20 protein-coding genes and 1 tRNA gene are annotated in these 20,429 nt (G+C 69.0%); 17 read left to right on the top strand and 4 right to left on the bottom strand.

The window, feature by feature from the left end:
- Positions 1-53 precede the first annotated feature (53 nt).
- Positions 54-725 carry a nucleoside triphosphate pyrophosphohydrolase gene (locus E6C70_RS01195; protein WP_136421457.1) on the top strand — a complete coding sequence of 224 codons (672 nt, stop codon included), beginning with the start codon at positions 54-56 and terminating at the stop codon, positions 723-725.
- 7 nt (positions 726-732) lie between these two features.
- On the opposite strand, the gene E6C70_RS01200 is transcribed toward E6C70_RS01195, so the two are convergent.
- Both E6C70_RS01200 and E6C70_RS01205 read right to left on the bottom strand, forming a co-directional pair.
- Positions 733-1,749, bottom strand: coding sequence for an ABC transporter permease (locus tag E6C70_RS01200; protein WP_136421459.1), 1,017 nt, complete (start codon positions 1,747-1,749; stop codon positions 733-735).
- Positions 1,746-2,678 (bottom strand): ABC transporter ATP-binding protein, encoded by a 933-nt coding sequence (locus E6C70_RS01205; RefSeq protein WP_136421461.1) that lies wholly within the window; start codon positions 2,676-2,678, stop codon positions 1,746-1,748. The genes E6C70_RS01200 and E6C70_RS01205 overlap by 4 nt, the downstream gene beginning before the upstream one ends.
- Positions 2,679-2,744: 66 nt before the next feature.
- Here E6C70_RS01205 and hisS point away from each other — a divergent pair, with 66 nt between their 5' ends.
- From hisS to E6C70_RS01240, 7 genes are all read left to right on the top strand, one after another.
- Positions 2,745-4,004 carry a histidine--tRNA ligase gene (hisS, locus tag E6C70_RS01210; protein WP_136421463.1) on the top strand — a complete coding sequence of 420 codons (1,260 nt, stop codon included), beginning with the start codon at positions 2,745-2,747 and terminating at the stop codon, positions 4,002-4,004.
- Positions 4,005-4,057: 53 nt separating this feature from the next.
- Positions 4,058-5,338, top strand: a complete 1,281-nt coding sequence (gene eno / locus E6C70_RS01215; protein ID WP_136421465.1) for a phosphopyruvate hydratase — start codon at positions 4,058-4,060, stop codon at positions 5,336-5,338.
- Positions 5,339-5,360: 22 nt separating this feature from the next.
- Complete coding sequence (locus tag E6C70_RS01220) at positions 5,361-5,852, top strand: FtsB family cell division protein (protein ID WP_136421467.1); 492 nt, start codon at positions 5,361-5,363, stop codon at positions 5,850-5,852.
- Positions 5,849-6,376, top strand: a complete 528-nt coding sequence (locus E6C70_RS01225) for a DUF501 domain-containing protein (RefSeq protein ID WP_136421469.1) — start codon at positions 5,849-5,851, stop codon at positions 6,374-6,376. Before E6C70_RS01220 ends, E6C70_RS01225 begins: the two co-directional genes overlap by 4 nt.
- Positions 6,377-7,669: a S8 family peptidase gene (locus E6C70_RS01230; RefSeq protein ID WP_136421471.1), complete on the top strand. Its 1,293-nt coding sequence runs from the start codon at positions 6,377-6,379 to the stop codon at positions 7,667-7,669.
- A 22-nt stretch (positions 7,670-7,691) separates the two neighbouring features.
- Positions 7,692-9,116 (top strand): NAD(P)/FAD-dependent oxidoreductase, encoded by a 1,425-nt coding sequence (locus tag E6C70_RS01235; RefSeq protein ID WP_136421472.1) that lies wholly within the window; start codon positions 7,692-7,694, stop codon positions 9,114-9,116.
- Between the two features lie 102 nt (positions 9,117-9,218).
- Positions 9,219-9,292 (top strand) — tRNA-Leu (locus E6C70_RS01240).
- Between the two features lie 644 nt (positions 9,293-9,936).
- Here the strand turns inward: E6C70_RS01240 and E6C70_RS01245 are convergent.
- Positions 9,937-10,332, bottom strand: coding sequence for an SRPBCC family protein (locus E6C70_RS01245; RefSeq protein WP_136421474.1), 396 nt, complete (start codon positions 10,330-10,332; stop codon positions 9,937-9,939).
- A gap of 144 nt (positions 10,333-10,476) precedes the next feature.
- On the opposite strand from E6C70_RS01245, the gene E6C70_RS01250 reads away from it, so the two are divergent.
- From E6C70_RS01250 to E6C70_RS01285, 8 genes are all read left to right on the top strand, one after another.
- The gene (locus E6C70_RS01250) at positions 10,477-10,824 is read left to right on the top strand and encodes a cupin domain-containing protein (protein WP_136421476.1); all 348 of its coding nucleotides are present in this window, start codon (positions 10,477-10,479) and stop codon (positions 10,822-10,824) included.
- Positions 10,825-10,947: 123 nt separating this feature from the next.
- A complete protein-coding gene (locus tag E6C70_RS01255) occupies positions 10,948-11,544 on the top strand; it encodes a TetR/AcrR family transcriptional regulator (RefSeq protein WP_168770833.1) in 597 nt (198 codons plus the stop codon).
- On the top strand, positions 11,541-12,803 hold the full coding sequence (locus tag E6C70_RS01260) for an MFS transporter (protein WP_136421479.1): 1,263 nt from the start codon (positions 11,541-11,543) through the stop codon (positions 12,801-12,803). The genes E6C70_RS01255 and E6C70_RS01260 overlap by 4 nt, the downstream gene beginning before the upstream one ends.
- Positions 12,800-14,038: an amino acid deaminase/aldolase gene (locus E6C70_RS01265; protein WP_207670006.1), complete on the top strand. Its 1,239-nt coding sequence runs from the start codon at positions 12,800-12,802 to the stop codon at positions 14,036-14,038. The genes E6C70_RS01260 and E6C70_RS01265 overlap by 4 nt, the downstream gene beginning before the upstream one ends.
- Positions 14,035-15,405 carry a D-arabinono-1,4-lactone oxidase gene (locus E6C70_RS01270; protein WP_136421481.1) on the top strand — a complete coding sequence of 457 codons (1,371 nt, stop codon included), beginning with the start codon at positions 14,035-14,037 and terminating at the stop codon, positions 15,403-15,405. Before E6C70_RS01265 ends, E6C70_RS01270 begins: the two co-directional genes overlap by 4 nt.
- A 211-nt stretch (positions 15,406-15,616) precedes the next feature.
- The gene (locus tag E6C70_RS01275; RefSeq protein WP_136421483.1) at positions 15,617-16,318 is read left to right on the top strand and encodes a hypothetical protein; all 702 of its coding nucleotides are present in this window, start codon (positions 15,617-15,619) and stop codon (positions 16,316-16,318) included.
- A gap of 138 nt (positions 16,319-16,456) precedes the next feature.
- Entirely contained in the window at positions 16,457-17,023 is a 567-nt protein-coding gene (locus E6C70_RS01280; protein WP_136421485.1) for a LemA family protein, read from the top strand.
- A 9-nt stretch (positions 17,024-17,032) separates the two neighbouring features.
- Complete coding sequence (locus E6C70_RS01285; protein ID WP_136421487.1) at positions 17,033-17,905, top strand: M48 family metalloprotease; 873 nt, start codon at positions 17,033-17,035, stop codon at positions 17,903-17,905.
- On the opposite strand, the gene E6C70_RS01290 is transcribed toward E6C70_RS01285, so the two are convergent.
- A complete protein-coding gene (locus E6C70_RS01290) occupies positions 17,902-19,116 on the bottom strand; it encodes a winged helix-turn-helix domain-containing protein (protein WP_136421489.1) in 1,215 nt (404 codons plus the stop codon). The two genes, E6C70_RS01285 and E6C70_RS01290, sit on opposite strands and share 4 nt — an antisense overlap.
- Positions 19,117-19,201: 85 nt before the next feature.
- Between E6C70_RS01290 and E6C70_RS01295 the strand changes: the two genes are divergently transcribed.
- Positions 19,202-20,425 carry an AI-2E family transporter gene (locus E6C70_RS01295; RefSeq protein WP_136421490.1) on the top strand — a complete coding sequence of 408 codons (1,224 nt, stop codon included), beginning with the start codon at positions 19,202-19,204 and terminating at the stop codon, positions 20,423-20,425.
- Positions 20,426-20,429 lie beyond the last annotated feature (4 nt).

A 20,429-nucleotide genomic window follows, 5' to 3' on the forward strand; every position in this document is an offset into this window, starting at 1 on the left:
AGTCTTCCCGGCGCACCTGCGACCACTGTATCGGTCACGCATACCATGAGCGGATGACCGACAGTGCGGAAGCAGCCACACCGATTCACCCCGAGCTCGAGGAGCTCGTGCGCACTGTCGCGCTGCTGCGCGCGCCCGGAGGGTGCCCATGGGACGCCGAGCAGACGCATGAATCGCTCGTGCGCTACCTCGTCGAGGAGACCCACGAGCTCATCGACGCCATCGAAGCGGGCGATCGCGCCGAGATGATCGAAGAGCTGGGCGACGTGCTCTACCAGGTGCTCTTCCACGCCGACCTGGCCGCCCACACCGCGGGCGAGGACTTCACGATCGAGGATGTCGCCGCCCACATGACGGCCAAGATGGTCGGTCGGCATCCGCATGTCTTCGGTGATCGTCAGGCTGCGACGGCAGAGGATGTCGTCGCGTTCTGGGACGAGCTGAAGGCCGATGAGAAGCCGCATCGAACCAGCGTGCTCGATGGGGTTCCGCAGGGAATGCCGGCTCTGGCGTTGGCGGACAAGACCCTGGGCAAGGCCGCCAAGGTCGGCGTCACCCGCATGGATGCGACGACGATCGTCTTCGAGGATGAGGATGCGCTCGGCGAGCACCTGCTGCTGCTGGTCTCCGCGGCCCGCGACCGCGGGCAGGACCCTGAGCGCGCCCTGCGCGCCGCCATCCGCTCCCTTCGCGATGACGTCCACGCCGCCGAAGCAGGAGCCTGAGCTCGCGTCAGGCCACCCTCATGCCTGTCGCCAGTCGCCGAGCGGGGGTGTCGGTACGACGCCACGCCCAGAACAACGCGCCAGCCGCGAGCACGAGTTGAATCGTCAATCCAACGAACCACGACGGCACGGCCGACTCGTAGATCTCCTCGGGGGTCGGCTGGTGTGCCGGCGGCGCGCAGTCGTCGTAGGTGGTCTCGAGAGGCGGAGCCTTCTGCACCTGACGGACGCCGACGGCGATCGCTGTGAACAGGTCCTGCGGCTGACCCCGATCGCTGAACGACGGGGGAGCGGCGTCCGCGAGGATCACGTAGGGGTTCGCCGCCAGGATGCCCCAATAGTGGTCGAACCGGGGAACTCGAGAGTACGAGACGTTGATGGCAGAGCAATCCGTCCCGGTTTGCGACTTGTAGGTGTACGTCGTATCCGACTGGGTCGCGGCGCCGAGGAGCCCGAAGGTGATGAGGGTGCCGACGCTGAGGGCTGCGATGACGAGGTAGGTCACCACGATCGAGAACAGCGGGCGCGACAGAACGCCCGACAATCCCACCCCGAACGCCGCGATGACCGCCAGCTCGGCGGCGAGCACGAGGGTGGACACCGCGATGGTCCCGAGGGAGACCTGCCCGAGCGCCACCGCGAAGACGAGGAACGGCAGGGCGCCGACGAGGAACGCCAGCGCGGTGATCCACGCGGCGAGCCACTTGCCGATCACGATCTGCGCGGTGCTCACGAGGGTCACCTGCGTCGTGGCCAGCGTGCCCGCGTCGCGCTCGCCGTTGATGGCGTTCCCGCTGAGCGCGGGGGAGACGAGCGTGGCCAAGAGCAGCACGAGGAAGATGATCGTCGAGAAGACTCCGCCACCACCGCTGTGCAGCGCGTTGGTGGCCAGCACCAGCAGAGCGGTCGCGCAGAGGATGACGAACATGAAGACCCCGAGCAGCACGTACCAGGCGACACCGCGCACCCGCTGCCTCAGCTCGATCATCGCGATGAGCCAAGCTCCGCCGATCACTCCGGTCATGAGTCGCCCTCCTCGCGGTTGAGCTCCAGGAAGACGTGTTCGAGGTCGCCGACGGCCGGCCCGAACGATGAGACCGCGACGCCCGAGCCGACGAGGGCCGCGAGCAGCCGCGCCGCCTGGTCCTCGTCGCCGATCGGAACCAGGGTGCCGAGGTTGTCGGCGCGGATCAGTTCCGCCGGCACTCCGGCGGCCGCGAGCGCCGGTGCCAGCGTCGACGCATCGATGGCCCGGATGCGCCAGTCGCGCGCCGAACGCACCGACCGCTCGACGGCATCCGCCGACGCGGTCCTCCCGGCGCGGAGGTAGACGGCGGTGTCGGCCATCTCGTCGAGTTCTGCGAGCACGTGCGAGGACACCAGAACGGCCTTTCCCTCGGCGGCGAACCGGCGGATGAGCTCCCGCAGGTCTGCTCGAGCCTGCGGGTCGAGACCGGATGCCGGCTCGTCCAGCAGTAGGACGTCCGGATCGTGCACGATCGCCCTGGCGAGGCTCAGGCGCTGCTTCTGGCCGCGCGAGAGCACTCGGTTGGGGCGGTCGGCGAGGGGCTCGAGGCTCACGACGTCGATGAGTTCCGCGGCACGTTCCCCTGCTGCGTCTTGCGTGAGCCCGTAGAGCCTGCCCGCGGCCACGAGCGTCTGGCGCACCGTCAGCGACGGCCAGGCGCCCAGCGTGTCGGGCATCCAGCCCATCCGAGCGCGCACCTCGCGCGGCTGCTCGACCGGGTCGTGGCCGGCGATGCTGATGCGTCCGGCATCCGGCGCCAGCAGCGTCGCCAGCATGAGCAGCAGCGTGGTCTTGCCCGAGCCGTTCGGCCCGATGAGCCCGGCCACCGAGCCCGGCCGCACCGTGAGCGTCGCCTCCCGTACGGCGTGCACATCGCCGAACGAACGCGCGACGCCGTCGACGTCGATTCCCCCTGAGATCGTCATCGTCCCCCTTCGTCTGCCCGATCCTATGGGTGGGCTGTGATCGGCGCGAACTGGAAGAATGGACGCATGGCCTCATCCGTGACACCGCCGCGCGGCATGCGCGACTTCCTGCCCGCTGACAAGGCTCGCCGCGAGCACGCGCTCGGCAGCATCCGGCAGGCCTACCGCGCCCACGGGTTCGATGAGATCGAGACTCCCGTCATGGAGGACGCCGCCTATCTGCACGCAGGCCTGGGCGGCGACAACGAGAAGCTCGCGTTCGCCGTGATGCGTCGCGGCATCACCGACGAGGCGCTCGCGGCGGCCGCGGCATCCGGAGACGCCCTCTCGCTCGCCGACCTCGGGCTCCGCTTCGACCTGACCGTGCCGCTCGCCCGGTTCTACGCCAGCCACCGCGCCGACCTGCCCGCGGTGTTTCGCGCCATCCAGGTCGCCCCGGTCTGGCGAGCCGAGCGCCCGCAGAAGGGGCGCTTCCGCCAGTTCATGCAGTGCGACATCGACATCATCGGCGAGGCGGGGATGCTCGCGGAGGTCGAGCTCATCAGTGCGACCGCATCGGCGATCGACGCGCTGGGACTGGTCGGCTGCCGTATCCGCGTCAACGACCGCCGCATCCTCGCCCGGCTGCTCGACACGTGGGCGGTGCCGGCCGAGCTGCACGAGCGCGCCCTCATCACCATCGACAAGCTCGACAAGATCGGCGTGTCCGGCGTCGCCGAGGAACTGGCCGGCCTCGGCGTGGACGCGGCGTCGGCGGCTGAGACCCTCGGCTCGATCCAGAACGCCGGATGGCACCTCGCCGACGAGGGCGAGCCGCCGGCGTGGCTCGACCTCGACGTCTACGACGAGTTGCTCGCCATCCGCGCGGCCGTCACCGGGATCGAACTCGACTTCGACCCCACCCTGGTGCGCGGCATGGGCTATTACACCGGCACCATCTTCGAGATCTCGCACCCCGAGCTCGGATACTCACTCGGCGGCGGCGGCCGGTACGACGGCATGATCGGTCGCTTCCTGGGCAGCGAGGTGCCAGCCTGCGGGTTCTCCATCGGCTTCGAGCGCATCATCGACCTGCTGGCCGACGACGACGATGCGGTGACGGATGCCGTGCTCGTCATCCACGAGAAGAACGCGTCACCGGCGGAACTGATGGCGTTGAAGCAGCGACTCGTCGCCGAGGGTGCCCGGGTGCGTCTGGCCGGGCGCACCAAGAACACCCGGGCGCTGCTGGAACGCGCCCTCGCCGACGGCTTCTCGCGCTACGCGTTCGTCGCCGCCGACGGCGAGATCGGACCGTTCCGCCCCCTGGGCTCGTCACTAGACTGAGCGAAGAACAACGTCGTTCTCTACATCCGAAACCGGTTCAAAAGGAGATAGTTGTGGCTCTCATCGAGGCTGTAGGCGCTCGCGAAATTCTGGATTCCCGCGGCAACCCGACCATCGAGGTCGAGGTCCTGCTCGAGGACGGCACGGTCTCCCGTGCCGCTGTCCCGTCCGGCGCGTCGACCGGTGCGTTCGAGGCGTACGAGCTGCGCGATGATGACCCGAAGCGCTACGGCGGAAAGGGCGTGCTCAAGGCCGTTGACGCCGTCATGGGCGAGATCGCCGATGAGATCGAGGGCCTCGAGTCGACCGAGCAGCGCGTCATCGACGGCGCGATGATAGCCCTCGACGGCACCGAGAACAAGAGCCGGCTGGGTGCCAACGCGCTCCTCGGCGTGAGCCTCGCGGTCGCCCGCGCATCCGCCGACTCCCTCGACCTTCCGCTGTTCCGCTACGTCGGCGGGCCGAACGCCCACACCCTTCCTGTCCCGATGATGAACATCATCAACGGCGGAGCGCATGCCGACAACGGAATCGACACGCAGGAGTTCATGATCCTGCCGATCGGCGCGGAGTCGTTCGGTCAGGCATTGCAGTGGGGCGCGGAGGTCTACCACGCGCTGAAGAGCCTGCTCAAGGCGAACGGTCTCGCGACCGGGCTCGGAGACGAGGGCGGATTCGCACCCGACATCTCCTCGTCTACGGCCGCTCTCGACTTCATCGTCGAGGCGATCGGCAAGGCAGGATTCACCCCCGGAACCGACTTCGGACTCGGCCTCGACGCCGCGTCGACCGAGTTCTACAAGGACGGCAGCTACCACTTCGAGGGCCAGCAGTTGAACGCCCAGCAGGTGACCGCCTACTACCGCGACCTGGTGGCGAACTACCCGCTCGTCACGATCGAGGACCCGCTGGCCGAGGACGACTGGGAGGGCTACGAGCACCTCACGGCTGAGCTCGGCTCGAAGGTGCAGGTGGTCGGCGACGACCTGTTCGTCACCAACCCCGTCCGGCTGGCGGACGGCATCCGTCGCGGCGCAGCCAACTCGCTGCTGGTGAAGGTGAACCAGATCGGGACTCTGACGGAGACGCTCGACGCGGTAGCGCTCGCCCAGCGCAGCGGCTACACCACGATCCTCTCGCACCGCTCGGGCGAGACCGAGGACACCACCATCGCCGACCTCGCCGTCGCGGTGGACTCGGGCCAGATCAAGACCGGTGCGCCTGCTCGGAGCGAGCGAGTGGCTAAGTACAATCAACTCCTGAGGATCGAAGAGGAGCTGGGCGACGCAGCGGTCTACGCCGGTCGCGGCGCCTTCCCTCGATTCCAGGTCTGACGCGGACGGGAGGAGACTGAGCATGGCCTCCTCCCCGACCCGCCCCGGGCGCCCGGCCGACGCCCGCGGTGAGCGCGGTGTCAGCGGGTGGGTCCGCGGCATGCGCTTCTCCGGCTTCACCGTCATCATGATGGGGCTCGCCGTCCTGGCGGTGATCGTCATCGTGCCGAGTGTGCAGGCGTGGGTCGCCCAACGCCAGCAGATCGCCGGCTTGCAGAGCACGGTCGCCCAGCAGAAGGCCACCATCAAGGATCTGGACGACCAACGCGAGCGCTGGAACGACAAGACCTTCATCACCACTCAGGCGCGCGAGCGGTTGGCCTACGTGCTTCCCGGAGAGGTGAGCTTCCTCGTCATCAACGACGTCCCCGCACTGCAGGGCACGGGAGAGCCGGCACCCGTGAGCCGTGACCTGCAGACCACCAAGACCGACTGGATGCACGTCCTGTTCTCCTCGACGCTGAGCGCCGCCCTCACACCCGAGACGGCGCCACCCGCCGGCGCGACGCAATGAGCACCCCGCCCTTCCAGCCGGCATCCGATCGCGATATCGACATCGTCTCCGCGCAGCTCGGTCGTCCGGTCCGCAACGTCATCGGCATTCCTGCCCGCTGCGTGTGCGGCGCGCCCACCGTCGTCGCGACGCGTCCCCGCCTCGACGACGGCACGCCATTCCCGACGCTGTACTACCTGTCCCACCCGGCGGCGACGGCCGCCCTCTCGCAGCTCGAGGCGACGCAGGTGATGACCGAGTACACCCAGGTGCTCGCGGATGACGAAGGCGTTCGGTCGGCCTACCATCGCGCGCACGAGTCGTACCTCGCGGACCGCGACTCCATCCTCGTGGTCGACGAGATCCGGGGCTTCTCCGCCGGCGGCATGCCCGAGCGCGTCAAGTGCCTCCACGCTCTCGGAGCCCACGCACTCTCGGCCGGGCCGGGCGTCAATCCCATCGGGGACCTCGCACTCGAGCGCGCCGCGTGGTCGACCGAGGTCTGCGAGTGCGCCGACTACGACCTCGACGGGACGATCGACTAGGTGGTCTCGGCACGAGGGCGGTGGCTGGGGGGCGTCGCGATCGCGGCGGCCGTCCTGGCACTCGGCGTGGCGCCGGTCGTCGTCGACGACACCCCCGCGCACGCCGATCAGGTGCGCGACCTCGAGTACTGGTTGTCCGACTACGGTTTCACGAGCGCGTGGAACACCTCCAAGGGCGCCGGCGTCAAGGTGGCCGTCATCGACACGGGCGTCGACGGGACGGTTGCGGAACTGCGCGGCGTCGTCGTCGGCGGAACGGACGCGTCCGGAACCGGCGCGGCCGACGGGCAGAAGCCGGTCGGGCAGGACAGCGACCACGGGACGATGGTCTCCTCCCTGCTCGCCGGGCGAGGGACGGGCACGGGGAACGGCGTGCTCGGCGTGGCACCTGAGGCGACGCTGCTGAGCGCATCCGTCGCCTTCGGTGCCGAGGACGGCGCAGGCATCTCGACGGACGACCAGATCGCAGCCGCCGTGAAGTGGTCGGTCGATGCGGGCGCGAAGGTCATCAACATGTCGCTGACCCGCAACACGCTCGACTGGCCCGAGAGTTGGGACGACGCGTTCCTCTACGCGTTCGAGCACGACGTCGTCGTCGTCGCGGCCGCCGGCAACCGCGGGGAGGGCACGTCGCAGGTCGGGGCGCCAGCCACCATCCCGGGCGTCGTCGCCGTGGCCGGGGTTGACCGCAACCGGCAGGCGAGCTTCGACGCGTCGTCGCAGGGCATCACCATCTCCGTCGCCGCCCCCAGCGAGGACCTCGTCGGCGTCGTGCCGGGCGGCGGTTACGTCAAGTGGAGCGGCACGAGCGGGGCGGCGCCCATCGTCTCGGGGCTCATCGCACTGGTCCGCTCCGCTTACCCCGACCTCGACGCCGCCAACGCCATCCAGCGCGTGGTCGCGACGGCCAATCCCGACGGTCACACCGTCCCGAGCCCCATCTACGGCAACGGCCTCATCGATGCGAAGGCGGCGCTGACAGCCACGGTCGCGCCAGCCACCACGACGCCGGCCGACCAGCTCAAGGAGTGGATCCGCATCCACCGCCGGGCCCAGACCCCGTCCGACCAGACCGCCGCGCCGACGCCGGTCGCCGTGGCGCCGACACCCGACCCCGCGGTGCCCAAACGCGACGTCGGAGCGCTTCTGCTGCCCAACGTCCTGACCCTGAACTACCTGACGGTCCCGTTCGCCGTGCTGCTGGGGTTTGCTACCCTAGTGGTGCTGCTGGGCATCGGGGCCTCACGGCATATCAAGCGGACCCTGCGCAAGCAGGCAACTCGCGATCCATGATCACCGAGGAGACCTTTTCACTGTGCCCAGAATTCTGATCGTCGGCGGGGGTTACGCCGGGTTCTACACTGCGTGGAAGCTCGAGAAGTGGCTGCGTGACGGGGAGGCCGAGGTCACGATCGTCGATCCGCTGCCGTACATGACCTACCAGCCCTTCCTGCCCGAGGTCGCAGCCGGATCCATCGAGGGTCGCCACGCGGTCGTCTCGCACCGTCGTCACCTCACCAAGACCAACATCCTCAACGCCAAGGTCACCTACATCGACCACGCGAACAAGACCGCGACCGTCCAGCCGCTCGTCGGCGAGCCGTACCCGTTCGAGTACGACCAGGTGGTCATCACCGCCGGTGCCGTGTCGCGCACTTTCCCCATCCCCGGCATCGCCGACCAGGCGATCGGCCTCAAGACCATCGAGGAGGCCGTCGCCATCCACGAGAAGGTCGTCGGCAACTTCGACAAGGCCGCCCTCCTGCCCCCCGGCCCCGAGCGCGATCGCCTGCTCACCTTCGTGGTCGTCGGCGGCGGCTTCGCGGGTATCGAGATCTTCGGAGAACTGCGCTCGCTCGCGAGCGCGTTGCTCGACAAGTACCCGACCATCTCGTTCGAGGACACCCACTTCCACCTCATCGAGGCGATGGGGCGCATCATGCCCGAGGTGTCGCTCAAGACCAGTCACTGGGTCATCAAGAACCTGGCCGACCGCGGCGCGACCATCCACCTCGAGACGCAGCTGCAGAGCGCCGTCGACGGGCACGTCGAGCTGTCGAACGGAATGAGCTTCGACACCGACCTCATCGTGTGGACGGCCGGCGTCATGGCCAACCCTACGATCGTGCGCAACACCGACCTGCCCATCGAGGAGCGCGGGCGCCTCAAGGTGCGCGCCGACCTGCGCGTTGGAGACGACGACGGGTTCATCGACGGGGCCTGGGGTGCCGGTGACGTTGCGGCGGTGCCCGACCTCAGCGGCGGCGGTGTCGGCGGCTTCTGCGTGCCGAACGCCCAGCACGCCGTGCGTCAGGGCAAGCTCATGTCGAAGAACATCGTGGCCGTCCTGCGTGGCGAGGGCCCGAAGGACTACAACCACAAGAACCTCGGCGCGGTGGCCAGCATCGGCCTCGGTGTCGGTGCGTTCCAGTCGGGCAAGATCGGCATCACCGGTCTCCTGGCGTGGTTCGCCCACCGCGGCTATCACGGACTGGCCATGCCGACGTGGGAGCGCAAGATCCGCGTCGTCACCGGGTGGGTGAACAACTTCTTCCTCGGTCGTGACATCGTCGCGATCGAGGCACTGCAGCATCCCCGGGCCGTGTTCGAGGAGTTCGCCGCGCGTCCCAAGCCCCCGGCTGCTGCCGCACCGGTGGAACCGGCTGCCGTACCGGCGGCATCGTCCAATGGACGCGCCTCGAAGGTGAAGGCCGATAAGGCCCCCGCCGGCGCCAAGTAGAACCCGCCACTGAACGGTCGCCCCTCGTGGAGGTGGCGGCCGTTCGTGCGTCCGGCGCGGGCGAGCCTCCGCTGCGGGTGCACTACCGTGGAACCGGCATCCGCCCCCGTAGCCCAACCGGCAGAGGCAGGCGACTTAAAATCGCTTCAGTCAGGGTTCGAATCCCTGCGGGGGCACGGTGCATTCGCGGCCTCTGCGACTCCGCGCTCCATCCACCGGATGCGCGATATGGCACCGAACCGGTCGCGGGATGCCAGATGCGCGTTATGGCACCGAACCGGTCGCCGGATGCGCGTTGTGGCACCGAACCGGTCGCGGGATGCGCGTTGTGGCACCGAACCGGTCGCGGGATGCGCGTTGTGGCGCCAAACCGTCGCGGGATGCGCGTTACGGCACTGAACCACTGGCGGATGCGCGTCGTGGCACCGAACTACTCGCCGGTGCGCGTCGTGGCATGGAATCACTCGCTGATGCGCGTTGTGGCACTGAACCGCCGGCGTGATGCGCGTTGTCGGACGTCGCGATGTGCGACCGGCACCGTCCGACCAGTACCCGTCGAGGTGATGCGCGTCATGGCACCGACCGCAGACGGGATGCGCGTTGTTGCGCTGAACCGCCGACGCCTCGCGCATGGACGGATATCCACGCGACGGTATGCGAGTAATCGCACCGAATCGGCGATGGGATGCGCGTTGTTGCACTGAACCGCTGACGCTTCGCGCGCATGGGCGGATACCCACGCGACGGTATGCGCGTTATCGCACCGAGCCGGTGGCGGGATGCGCGTTATGGCACCGCAGCGGGCGGCGGACGCGCGGCGTCAGTCGGCCTGCTGCTCCAGGTTGGCGGCGATCGTGGCCAAGGCGTCGTCGAGGGACTCCTGGATGCCGGGGAACTCCGCCGTGGTGTGGATCGTCAACTCGACACCGTCATCCGTCAGCTTCAACGAACCGTGGTAGTCGTGGTCGCCGGGCGAGGACCACGTGATGGTGCGGGACGCGTCGTCGACGTCGAACTTCGCGTCCGACGTGACGGTCTCGTCCTTCCCGTCCTGGTCGGCGTCGACATGAGCGGTGGTCTCGACCATGCCGTTTCCCACGTCGTGGGCCTCCGTCATGCGCGGGAAGTACTTCGGCAGGTTCTCGGCATCCGAGACGTAGTCGAAGTACGCGTCGGCGTCGCCGTCCAAGGGGCGCTTCGCAGTGTAGGTGGGCATCATCGCCTGCTCTCTCGGGTCTCCCCGCTCGAACGCAACGGTACGGGGGCCGGCCGGCGATGCCAGCAGGTTGACGCGGCCCCGGCGCGGGTCTACATTCACCTGAACCGGCACGGGCATACGTTCGCGGCGTACCCTCGGGGCATGACGGATGAGGACCCGGTGACGACCAACCCGGAGCACTACCGGATGATCTTCGAGAACGAGTCGGTGCGGGTGCTCGACTATTGGGATGAGCCGGGCGAGAGCACGACGCCGCACGTGCACCCGAACTCGGTGATGATCACGCTGACGGACTTCCAGCGTCGCCTCAGCACGGGTGGCGGCCAGCGCAACGTGGACCTCGCCTCCGGGCAAGCGCTCTGGCTGCCGGCGCAACGTCACACCGGCGAGAACATCGGAACGACTCCGACCCACACGATCCTCGTCGAACTCAAGGGGGATGCGGCGGGCGCCGTCGACGCTGACGCGATGGGGCCGGACACCGCGTGATCCGGCGTCCCGTCCGCGCGGGACGGGATGCGCGCCGAACGCGCCCGAATGGTGCATACTGATGCGACGACCATCTGGGTCGTCCGTCCCACTTTTGTCCCACCGCCGTGTCAGGAGTCGCCGTTGGCCCGCATCCCCGCACCCGAACGCCGGGCGGCGCTCGTCCAGGCGGCGGTGCGCGTGATCGCACGCGGAGGGGTGGCTGCGGCCACGACGCGCGCGATCGTCGCGGAGGCGGGCATGTCGCTCGCCAGTTTCCACTACGCGTTCACGAGCCAGGCGGAGCTCATGCGCGAGGTGGTCGCCTGGGTGGTCGCGGGCGAGCAGCTCGCCGTGCTTCCCGAGGACATCCCAGAAGGCGGACTCCGAGAGGTCCTGCACGCCGGACTCCAGCGCTACCTGGAGCTGCTGCGCGAGAACCCCACCCGCGAGCAGGCCGTCAACGAGCTCGCCCTGTACGCGCTGCGCACCCCCGAGCTGCAGGATCTCGCGCGCGAGCAGTACGACCGCTACCACGCTCTCGCCGCCGAGGCGCTCGTCGTCGCTGCGCAGCGCACGGGGAGCATCTGGAACCGACCGATCACCGAGGTGGCGCGAATGCTCATCGCGCTCACCGACGGACTCACCCTCAGCTGGCTCGTCGACCGCGATGATGCGGCCGCCGACCGTCTGATCGACAACGCGGCGGATGCGCTCGCGGGATGGGCCACCACGCCATGACCGATGTGAACGCCATGACCCCGGCAGTCTTCGCCGAACCACGCCAGCGGGTTACCGGAGGATGGATCGCCGCGTTCGGCGCGGCCTGGCTCGGCATCTGGATGGCGCAGCTCACACCCATCCAGCTCCTGCTGCCGCAGCAGGTGGACGACCAGCTCCACCCCGCCCACTGGGTCGACAGCGTCGTGGCGTTCGGCATCATCTCGGGCATCGCCGGGGTGTTCGCGATCGTCGCCTACCCGCTCACCGGCGCGCTCTCCGACCGCACGACGTCGCGGTTCGGGCGGCGCCGACCGTGGATCGCCGGCGGGGCGCTGCTGTTCGCGTTCGGGCTCATCGCGCTCGGGCTCCAGACCTCGATCATCGGCATCGGCATCTTCTGGGTCGTGACACTGACGGGCTTCTGCGTGATGACGGCCGCCCTGACCGCCACCATCTCCGACCAGGTGCCGGTGGACCAGCGGGGCTACGTCTCCGGCTGGCTGGCTGCCCCGCAGGCCGTCGGAACCATCCTCGGCCTGCTGCTCGTGCTCTACCTCTTCACCGGGCAGGTGGCGGGCTACGTCGCGGTCGCGGTGCTGCTCCTGGTTCTCGTCGTCCCCTTCCTCCTCCGGCCGGACGCCGTGCTCGCTCGCGAGCAGAAGGCGCGACTGACGGCGCGCGGCATGCTGGACGACCTCTGGATCTCTCCGCGCGAGCACCCCGACTTCGGCTGGACGCTGCTCGGGCGGGTGCTGGTCAACTTCGGCAACGCGTTCGGAACCACGCTGCTGCTGTACTTCCTCATGTTCGGGCTCCACGACAAGACGGCCGAGGACGACCTCATCACCCTGACGCTCGTCTACATGGTGTTCGTCATCCTCGCCTCCATCGGCCTCGGCCGGCTCAGCGACAAGCTCGGTCGTCGGCGCATGTTCGTCGCCATCTCATCGGGGCTGCAGGCCCTAGCGGCCCTCCTCCTCGCGTTCGTGCCCGACCTGACCGTCGCGATGGTGGCGGCGGCTCTCCTCGGCGCCGGCTACGGCTGCTTCCTCTCCGTCGACCAGGCGCTCGCGACGCAGGTTCTGCCCGATCCGCTCACCCGGGGAAAGGACCTGGGCATCATGAACATCGCCCTCGCCGTCCCGCAGGCGATGGCCCCGCTCATCGGCGCCCTCCTGGTCGCTGCGATGGGCGGTTTCATGGGACTGTTCCTGCTCGCCGCCGTGTGCGCCGCGCTCGGCGCCCTGGCCGTGATGCGGGTTCGGAGCGTGCGATGAACTCCATGCACCTCGACCGCATTCCGGATGCCCAGCCGTGGCTCGAACCCGACGCCTACTGGGGAGCCATCGACCGCGCCACGGCGCACCTCGAGACGCCGTTCGCGGCGCTGCACCTCGACGCGCTGCGGCACAACGCCCACGACATGGTTCGCCGGGCCGGGGGCACCCCGATCCGGGTGGCGAGCAAGTCCGTTCGCGTACGCGGCGTCATCGAGCAACTGCTCGCCGAGCCGGATTTCGCAGGCGTGCTCGCCTACACCCTCGCCGAGGCGCTCTGGCTGGCGGAGACCGTCGACGATGTGGTCGTCGGGTATCCGACCGTCGACCGCACCGCCATCCGTCGCCTCGCCAGCTCGCCCGAGCTCGCCTCCCGCGTGACGATCATGGTCGACTCACCTGCCCAGCTCGACCTGGTGGACGCCGTGCTCCCCGCCGCGGCGCGCGAGGAGATCCGGGTCTGCCTCGAGCTCGACGCCTCGTGGAACTCCCGCCTGCTGGGGCACATCGGCGTCTGGCGCTCTCCCGTGCACGACGCGGATGCCGCCGCCTCGCTCGCGCAGTACATCGGGCGCCGGCCCGGTTTCCGGCTGGTCGGCATGATGGCCTACGAGGCGCAGATCGCCGGCGTCGGCGACCGGCCGATCGGCAAGCCCGTCGACGGCGCGATCAAGCGGTGGATGCAGCAGCAGTCGATCGAAGAGCTGCACGATCGTCGCTCGGTCGCCGTGGCCGCCGTGCGTCGCATCGCGGACCTCGAATTCGTCAACGGCGGTGGGACGGGCTCGCTCGAGAGCACCCACTCGGATGCGTCGGTCACCGAGATCGGCGCCGGCAGCGGACTGTTCGGCGGACACCTGTTCGACAGCTACTCCCGGTTCACCCCCGCTCCAGCTGCCGCCTTCCCCATTCCCGTCGTGCGCCGGCCCGCCCCGGGAACGGCGACGCTCCTCGGCGGCGGCTGGGTCGCGTCGGGACCGCCCGGGAACGACCGGCTGCCTCAGATCGCGTGGCCGAGTGGGTTGAAGATGGTGCCGCGCGAGATGGCGGGGGAGGTGCAGACGCCCGTCACCGGACCCGGCGCGCGAGCCCTGCGTCTGGGCGATCGCGTCTGGCTGCGTCACACCAAGTCGGGCGAGCTCGCAGAGCACGTCGACGAGTTCGCACTCATCGACGGCGGCGAGGTTGTCGGCACGCTGCCGAGCTATCGAGGCGAGGGAAGGGTCTTCCTGTGAGTGCCACCGGCGCGACGTGGCGCAACTGGGCGCGAACCGAGAAGGTTCGGCCCGTGCGGGTGGAGCGTCCGACCTCCGCCGGCGCCGTGCAGCGCGCCGTGCAGGCGGCGGCACGTTCCGGCCTCGGGGTCAAGGCGGTGGGAGCCGGGCACTCCTTCACCGGCATCGCGGTGGCGCCGGGCGTGCAACTCGACCTGACCGACCTCAGCGGCATCATCGACGTCGACCACGCGCGCGCCAGGGTGACGTTCGCCGCGGGAACCCGTCTGCACCGCCTGCCCGCGCTGTTGAAGCCCTGCGGTCTCGCCCTGACGAACATGGGAGACATCGACCGGCAGTCGATCGCGGGCGCCACGTCGACGGGGACGCACGGGACCGGCGGACGATTCGGCGGCATCGCGACGCAGATCCGGGCGCTTACGCTCGTGACGGCCGACGGCGAGCTGCTGAGGGTGAGCGAGACCGAGAATGCCGAACTGCTGCCGGCCGCGGCGCTCGGCCTGGGTGCGCTCGGCATCATCGTCGATGTGACCATGCAGCTCGAGCCGGCCTACCTGCTGCAGGCGGTCGAGCGCCCCGAGCCCCTCGACGCCGTGCTGGAGAGCTACCTCGAGCGGTGCAGCGACGCCGACCACTTCGAGTTCTACTGGTTCCCGCACACCGCGACGGGTCTCACCAAGACCAACACCCGTCTCTCCGGCGATGCGGAGCGACATCCGCTCGGCCGCTTCGGTCGCTGGCTCGACGACGAGGTGATCGCGAACGGGGCGTACCGGGCCCTCTGCGCCGTCGGGACCCTCGCACCCGCCTCTGTTCCCGCGACGGCCCGCCTCGCCGAACGCGTCTCGGGCAACCGCGACTTCACCGACCATTCGCCATCCGTCTTCGTCACCAACCGGACGGTGCGCTTCCGGGAGATGGAGTACGCCCTGCCGCGTGCGGAGATCCCCGCCGCGGTCCGCGAGATCCGGGCGCTCATCGAGAGCCGGGGATGGCGCATCTCCTTCCCGATCGAGGTGCGCTCCGCAGCAGCCGACGACCTGTGGCTCTCCACAGCCACCGGTCGCGAGAGCGGCTACATCGCCGTGCACCGCTACTACCGCGAGGATCCCACCGAGTACTTCGCCGCGGTCGAGCAGATCCTGCGCGAGCACGGCGGTCGTCCGCACTGGGGCAAGCTGCACACGCTCGGCTCCGACGAGCTGCGCACCCTCTATCCACGGTTCGACGATTTCACGGCGTTGCGCGACCGGCTCGATCCGACCGGCATGTTCGCCAATCGCTACCTCGATCGCGTTCTCGGGTGTGCTCCCGGTCGTCCCAGTTCGGGTGACAACGGGATTAACGCTACCGCCGCCCATAAATAGGTTCTCACCAGCATTTGCGCGAAACCGGCTTGCGTCGGGGGTTGACCCCATTCCGGGTGGCTTCGCCGTTCGGGGGACAGGAACGGGGGATAGACACCCGGATGGCGGCGCTGTCACGCTGTGCAGGTCGACGGCCCCCTACCCGTCGGCGCATCCACCTCCTGTAACTCCCTACGGTTGCGGGCGGCCCTACCCGCCCGGATGGAGCACCATGAACACGCACCCCGCCCTCCGGCGCCGCCCGCTGGCCATCGCCGGAGCCGCCCTCGTCGTCGCAGCGATCGTCACGGCGTCCAGCGTCTCCGCGGCCGCCGCTCACGCGAGCGAGCTGAGCGTCAACGAGGCACGATCGGTCGCGATCGTCGAGAACGCCCACCACATCGGCATCGGCAGCACGACGCTCGATCTCGCGGCGAGCCGTTCCGCCGTGCTGCGTGCCCTCGCCCGCGACGAACTCGCGAACGGCGCCGCGGCGTCGGCGGCAGGCACGGGCAAGGCCAGCGGTGCGGCGCTCGACGCGCTTCGCGCCGCCACGACGAACCTGACACGGGCGATGGACAATGCGTCGTTCCCCGTCGACCTCGTGTTCACGGTGCGCGCGGCGGAGAAGTCGGTGACCGAGCAGACGGCGGCCTGGCAGGTGGCCGAGGATGCGCGAGTCGCGGCCGAGGCTGCCGCTGCCGCGGCTGCTGCAGCAGCGGCCTCTGCCGCCGCCGCAGCGGCAGCAGACTCCTCTGACGACTCCGGTTGGACGCCGTCCTCGTCTCGGTCGGGCGGATCGAGCGCTTCGACCTCGACCACCACCACGACCACGACGATCGCGGCACCTCCGCCCACGGGGTGCGGTCCGTGCCCCGGGGCCACGCTCGTCCAGGTGACGATCAACGGAACGCAGTACTGGGCCTGCCCCTGACCGCGGCATCGCGTCGAACGGGTGCGATTCCGCTCGCAGTCACCTTTGAGTCTGGTGGGAACCGCCGGTGAGCACGAAGGCCCGCGGATAGGATGAATCCGCCCTCATCGGGGCTCGCCCACGCCTAGGAGTTCCGCAATGGAATGGCTCATCGCCCTCATCGTCGTCGTCGTGATCCTCGCCATCATCGGCATCTACCTGTGGGCCACGTACAACGCCCTGGTCACCCTCAAGGTGCGCGTCGACGAGGCCTGGAGCGACATCACGGTGCAGTTGAAGCGCCGAGCCGACCTCATCCCCAACCTGATCGAATCGGTCAAGGGATACGCCGCCCATGAGAAGGGCGTGTTCGAATCGGTGTCGCAGGCCCGCGCAGAGAGCCTGTCGGCCCAGACGCCTGCTGAGGCATCCGTCGCGGAGAACCACGTGCAGCAGGCGCTGCGGTCGATCTTCGCTGTCGCCGAGGCGTACCCGCAGCTTCAGGCCAGCCAGAACTTCCTGCAACTGCAGGCCGAACTGGTCGACACCGAGGACAAGGTGCAGGCAGCCCGGCGGTTTTACAACGGCGGCGTCCGCGAGCTCAACACCAAGATCCAGGTGTTCCCCAACAACGTCTTCGCCCGCCGCCTCGGCTTCGGCGAGCGCGAGTTCTTCGAGGTCACCGACGCGGCTGCCATCGCCGAGCCGCCCCGCGTGCAGTTCTAGGGACGTGCGTTGTACAGCGCGATAGCCCGTAACAAGCGCAACACCGTCATCATCGTCCTGTTGTTCCTGGTGATCATCGGCGCGCTCGGGTGGTTGGCTGCCGCGATCTACCAGAACGTCGGCATCGTCATCCTCACGGTCGTGGTCGCCCTCGGTTACGCGACTTTCCAGTACTTCTTCGCCTCTGCTCAGGCCGTCGCGGTCAGCGGTGGGGTGCGCATCGAGAAGGCCGACAATCCGCGGCTCTGGCGCGTCGTCGAGAACATCGCGATCTCGCAGGGCATGCCGATGCCGGCCGTCTACATCGTCAGCGATCCCGCGCCCAACGCGTTCGCCACCGGTCGCGACCCCGATCATGCCGTCGTCGCAGCCACCACCGGCCTCCTCGACCTCATGGACGATGCCGAGCTCGAGGGCGTGATGGCCCACGAGATGTCTCACGTGCGTAATTACGACATCCGCGTGTCGATGATCGTGTTCGGCCTGGTCGTGGCGGTCGGCTTCATCGCCGACCTGCTGGTGCGCATGGCCTTCTTCGGGCGCGGGCGCGACAACTCCAATCCCATCGTCATGGTGTTCGGCCTGGTCGCGATGCTGGTCGCCCCACTCGTTGCCGCGATCGTACAGGCCGCCGTCTCGCGGCAGCGCGAGTACCTGGCCGACGCATCGGGAGCGCTCATCACGCGGCATCCCGACGCGCTCGCGAGCGCTCTGGAGAAGCTGGGAGCCTACGGGCGCCCGATGCAGCGGCAGAACTCCTCGATGGCGCACCTGTGGATCGCCGACCCGCTGCGGCCCGGCCTCATGTCGCGCCTGTTCGCCACCCACCCGCCGCTGCCCGATCGCATCGAGCGCCTGCAGAAGATCGGCAGCACCTTCTAGCCAGCCGGTGCCCCCGAGAGCGCACTCTCGAGCGCCGGTGAGAGCGTTCCGCGCCCGACCACCGCGATGTTCTCAAGACCCTGCCATCCGGCCGCCGATCGCAACGGAGCCGCGGTGCGTTCCGCTATCTCGTCGACGGATGCGGAGAGCGCGCCCTCCTCCAGCCACGCCGACTGCACGCGCAGCACGCGGGCCTGTCGATCGTTCTTGAGGTCGATGCGGCCGACGAGTGCATCATCGATGAGGATGGGGAGGTTGTAGTAGCCGTGGATGCGCTTCTCTGCGGGCGTGTAGATCTCGATGCGGTAGTGGAACCCGAACATCCGCTCGGTGCGGGCGCGCTCCCAGACCACCGGGTCGAACGGGGACAGGAGCGCATCGGCACCGATGCGACGCGGCAGGCGGGCGTCGCGGTGCAGCCACGCAGGGGCGCGCCATCCGTCGACCGTCACGGGCAGGAGAGAGCCCTCATCGACCAAGCGGGCGATGGCGGGGCGCACGTCGACCCGCTTGAGGCGGAAGTAGTCGGCGAGGTCCTTCTCGGTGCCGATGCCGTGGGCACGGGCGGATTGCTCGATGAGCTGCACGTGCGCGTCCTCGCGGCTCACGACGCGTTCGAGGATGGATGACGGCAGCACCTGCTCGGGGAGTGCATACGTCCGTTCGAAGCGCGTACGGCCCGCCGTGACCACGTCGCCCTGGCGGAACAGCACCTCGAGGCCGCGTTTGACGTCGGACCACCCCCACCACGGGCCGCGGCGCACGTTGGACTCGTGCTCGATGGCACTGGCCGGCAGCGGTCCGTTCGCGGCCAGCTCGTCGCGGAGCCAGTCCAGCATCGGCCGGTTCGCGGCGGCCCAGCCGCCATCCTGGGCGAAGTAGTCGCGGTAGACCTGCATCCGCCAGCGCATCAGCGGCCACGTCTCGACGGGAATGATCGCCGCCTCGTGTGCCCAGTACTCGACGTAGCGACCCGAGCGAGGAAACGTGAGCCGGTCGAGCAGACCCTTGTCGTAGGCGCCGAGGCGGGCGAACACGGGCAGGTAGTGGGAGCGCTCGAAGACGTTCACCGAGTCCAGTTGCAGCAGTTGCAGACGGTCGATGACGCCGTTGAGTTGGCGAGTGCCGACGGCGGGCGGATGCGGTCGGCCGAACCCCTGGGCAGCCAACGCGACGCGACGGGCGAGGGCGGGGGAGACGGAGTCGACCATGGTGAAGCCGACGATAACAGCAGCCGCCCACACGCCGACCGCGCAAGCCCCAGGGGCCGAAGAGGCTCGACCGTAGACTGAGCCGATGAGCGAGACGTCGACGACCTGGTGGGATCGCCTGTTCACGCGACGGCCGCCCGAGCCCGAGGAGACGCCGTTCAGCGTCGAGGAGAGCATCCCGAACGGCGTGCGCCTCGCGGGCGGGTGGTCGTGGCGGCTGCTCGTGATCGGTGCGGTGATCGCCGTCGCGATCTTCCTGATCATCCAGTTGCGACTCATCATCATCCCGCTGCTCATCGCCGTCCTCGTCGGAGCACTCCTCGTGCCGCTCGTGGGCTTCCTCCAGCGCCACCACTGGCCCAAGTGGCTCGCGGTCGTGGTGACACTGGTGGGAACCCTTGCGATCGTCGCCGGGCTGCTCACGCTCGTCGTCTGGCAGATCAGTCGCGGATGGGGGGACCTCAGCGGAAAGGCCGTCCAGTCCTTCGAGGACCTCAAGGCGGCGCTGCTGGCCTCTCCGCTGCAACTCACCGAGACCCAGATCAACGATTACATCGCGTCGGCGCTGCAGAGCATCCAATCCGACAGTGCGGTCTTCATCACGGGGGCGCTCTCGGTCGGGGCGACCCTCGGGCACGTCGGCGCGGGCCTGCTGCTGACCATCTTCAGCCTCATCTTCATCCTGATCGACGGCAAGGGCATCTGGGCCTGGGTCGTGCGCATCTTCCCCAAGCGCGCGCGAGCCGCGATCGACGGCGCTGGACAGGCCGGATGGAACACCTTGGGCAACTTCGCTCGCGTGCAGATCCTGGTGGCGACCATCGACGCCATCGGCATCGGGCTCGGGGCCTTCCTGCTCGGGGTGCCGCTGGCCATCCCGATCGCCGTCACCGTCTTCCTGGGCTCGTTCATCCCCATCGTCGGCGCCGTCGTGACCGGCGCGCTGGCCTGTGTGATCGCGCTGATCTACAACGGCTGGTTCATCGCGCTCATGCTGCTGCTCGTCGTGCTCGGCGTGCAGCAGCTGGAAGGGCACGTGCTTCAACCGCTCGTGATGGGCACCGCGGTGAAGGTGCACCCGCTCGCGGTCGTGCTGGCGGTTGCGGCCGGATCGCTGCTCGCGGGCATCCCCGGCGCACTGTTCGCGGTGCCGTTCGCCGCGGTCCTCAACGTGATGGTGCGCTACATCAGTGGGGGCACGTGGAAATCGCACCCGCCCGTCGAGCCGCCGCCTCCGACCTCGAACATCTGGCAGACCGTGCCTCAGGACCACCCCGGCTACCGTACGGACATGCCGCCGCGTGCATGATGCC

Source organism: Orlajensenia flava, from assembly GCF_004801905.1.
Classification (GTDB): Bacteria; Actinomycetota; Actinomycetes; order Actinomycetales; family Microbacteriaceae; genus Orlajensenia; species Orlajensenia flava.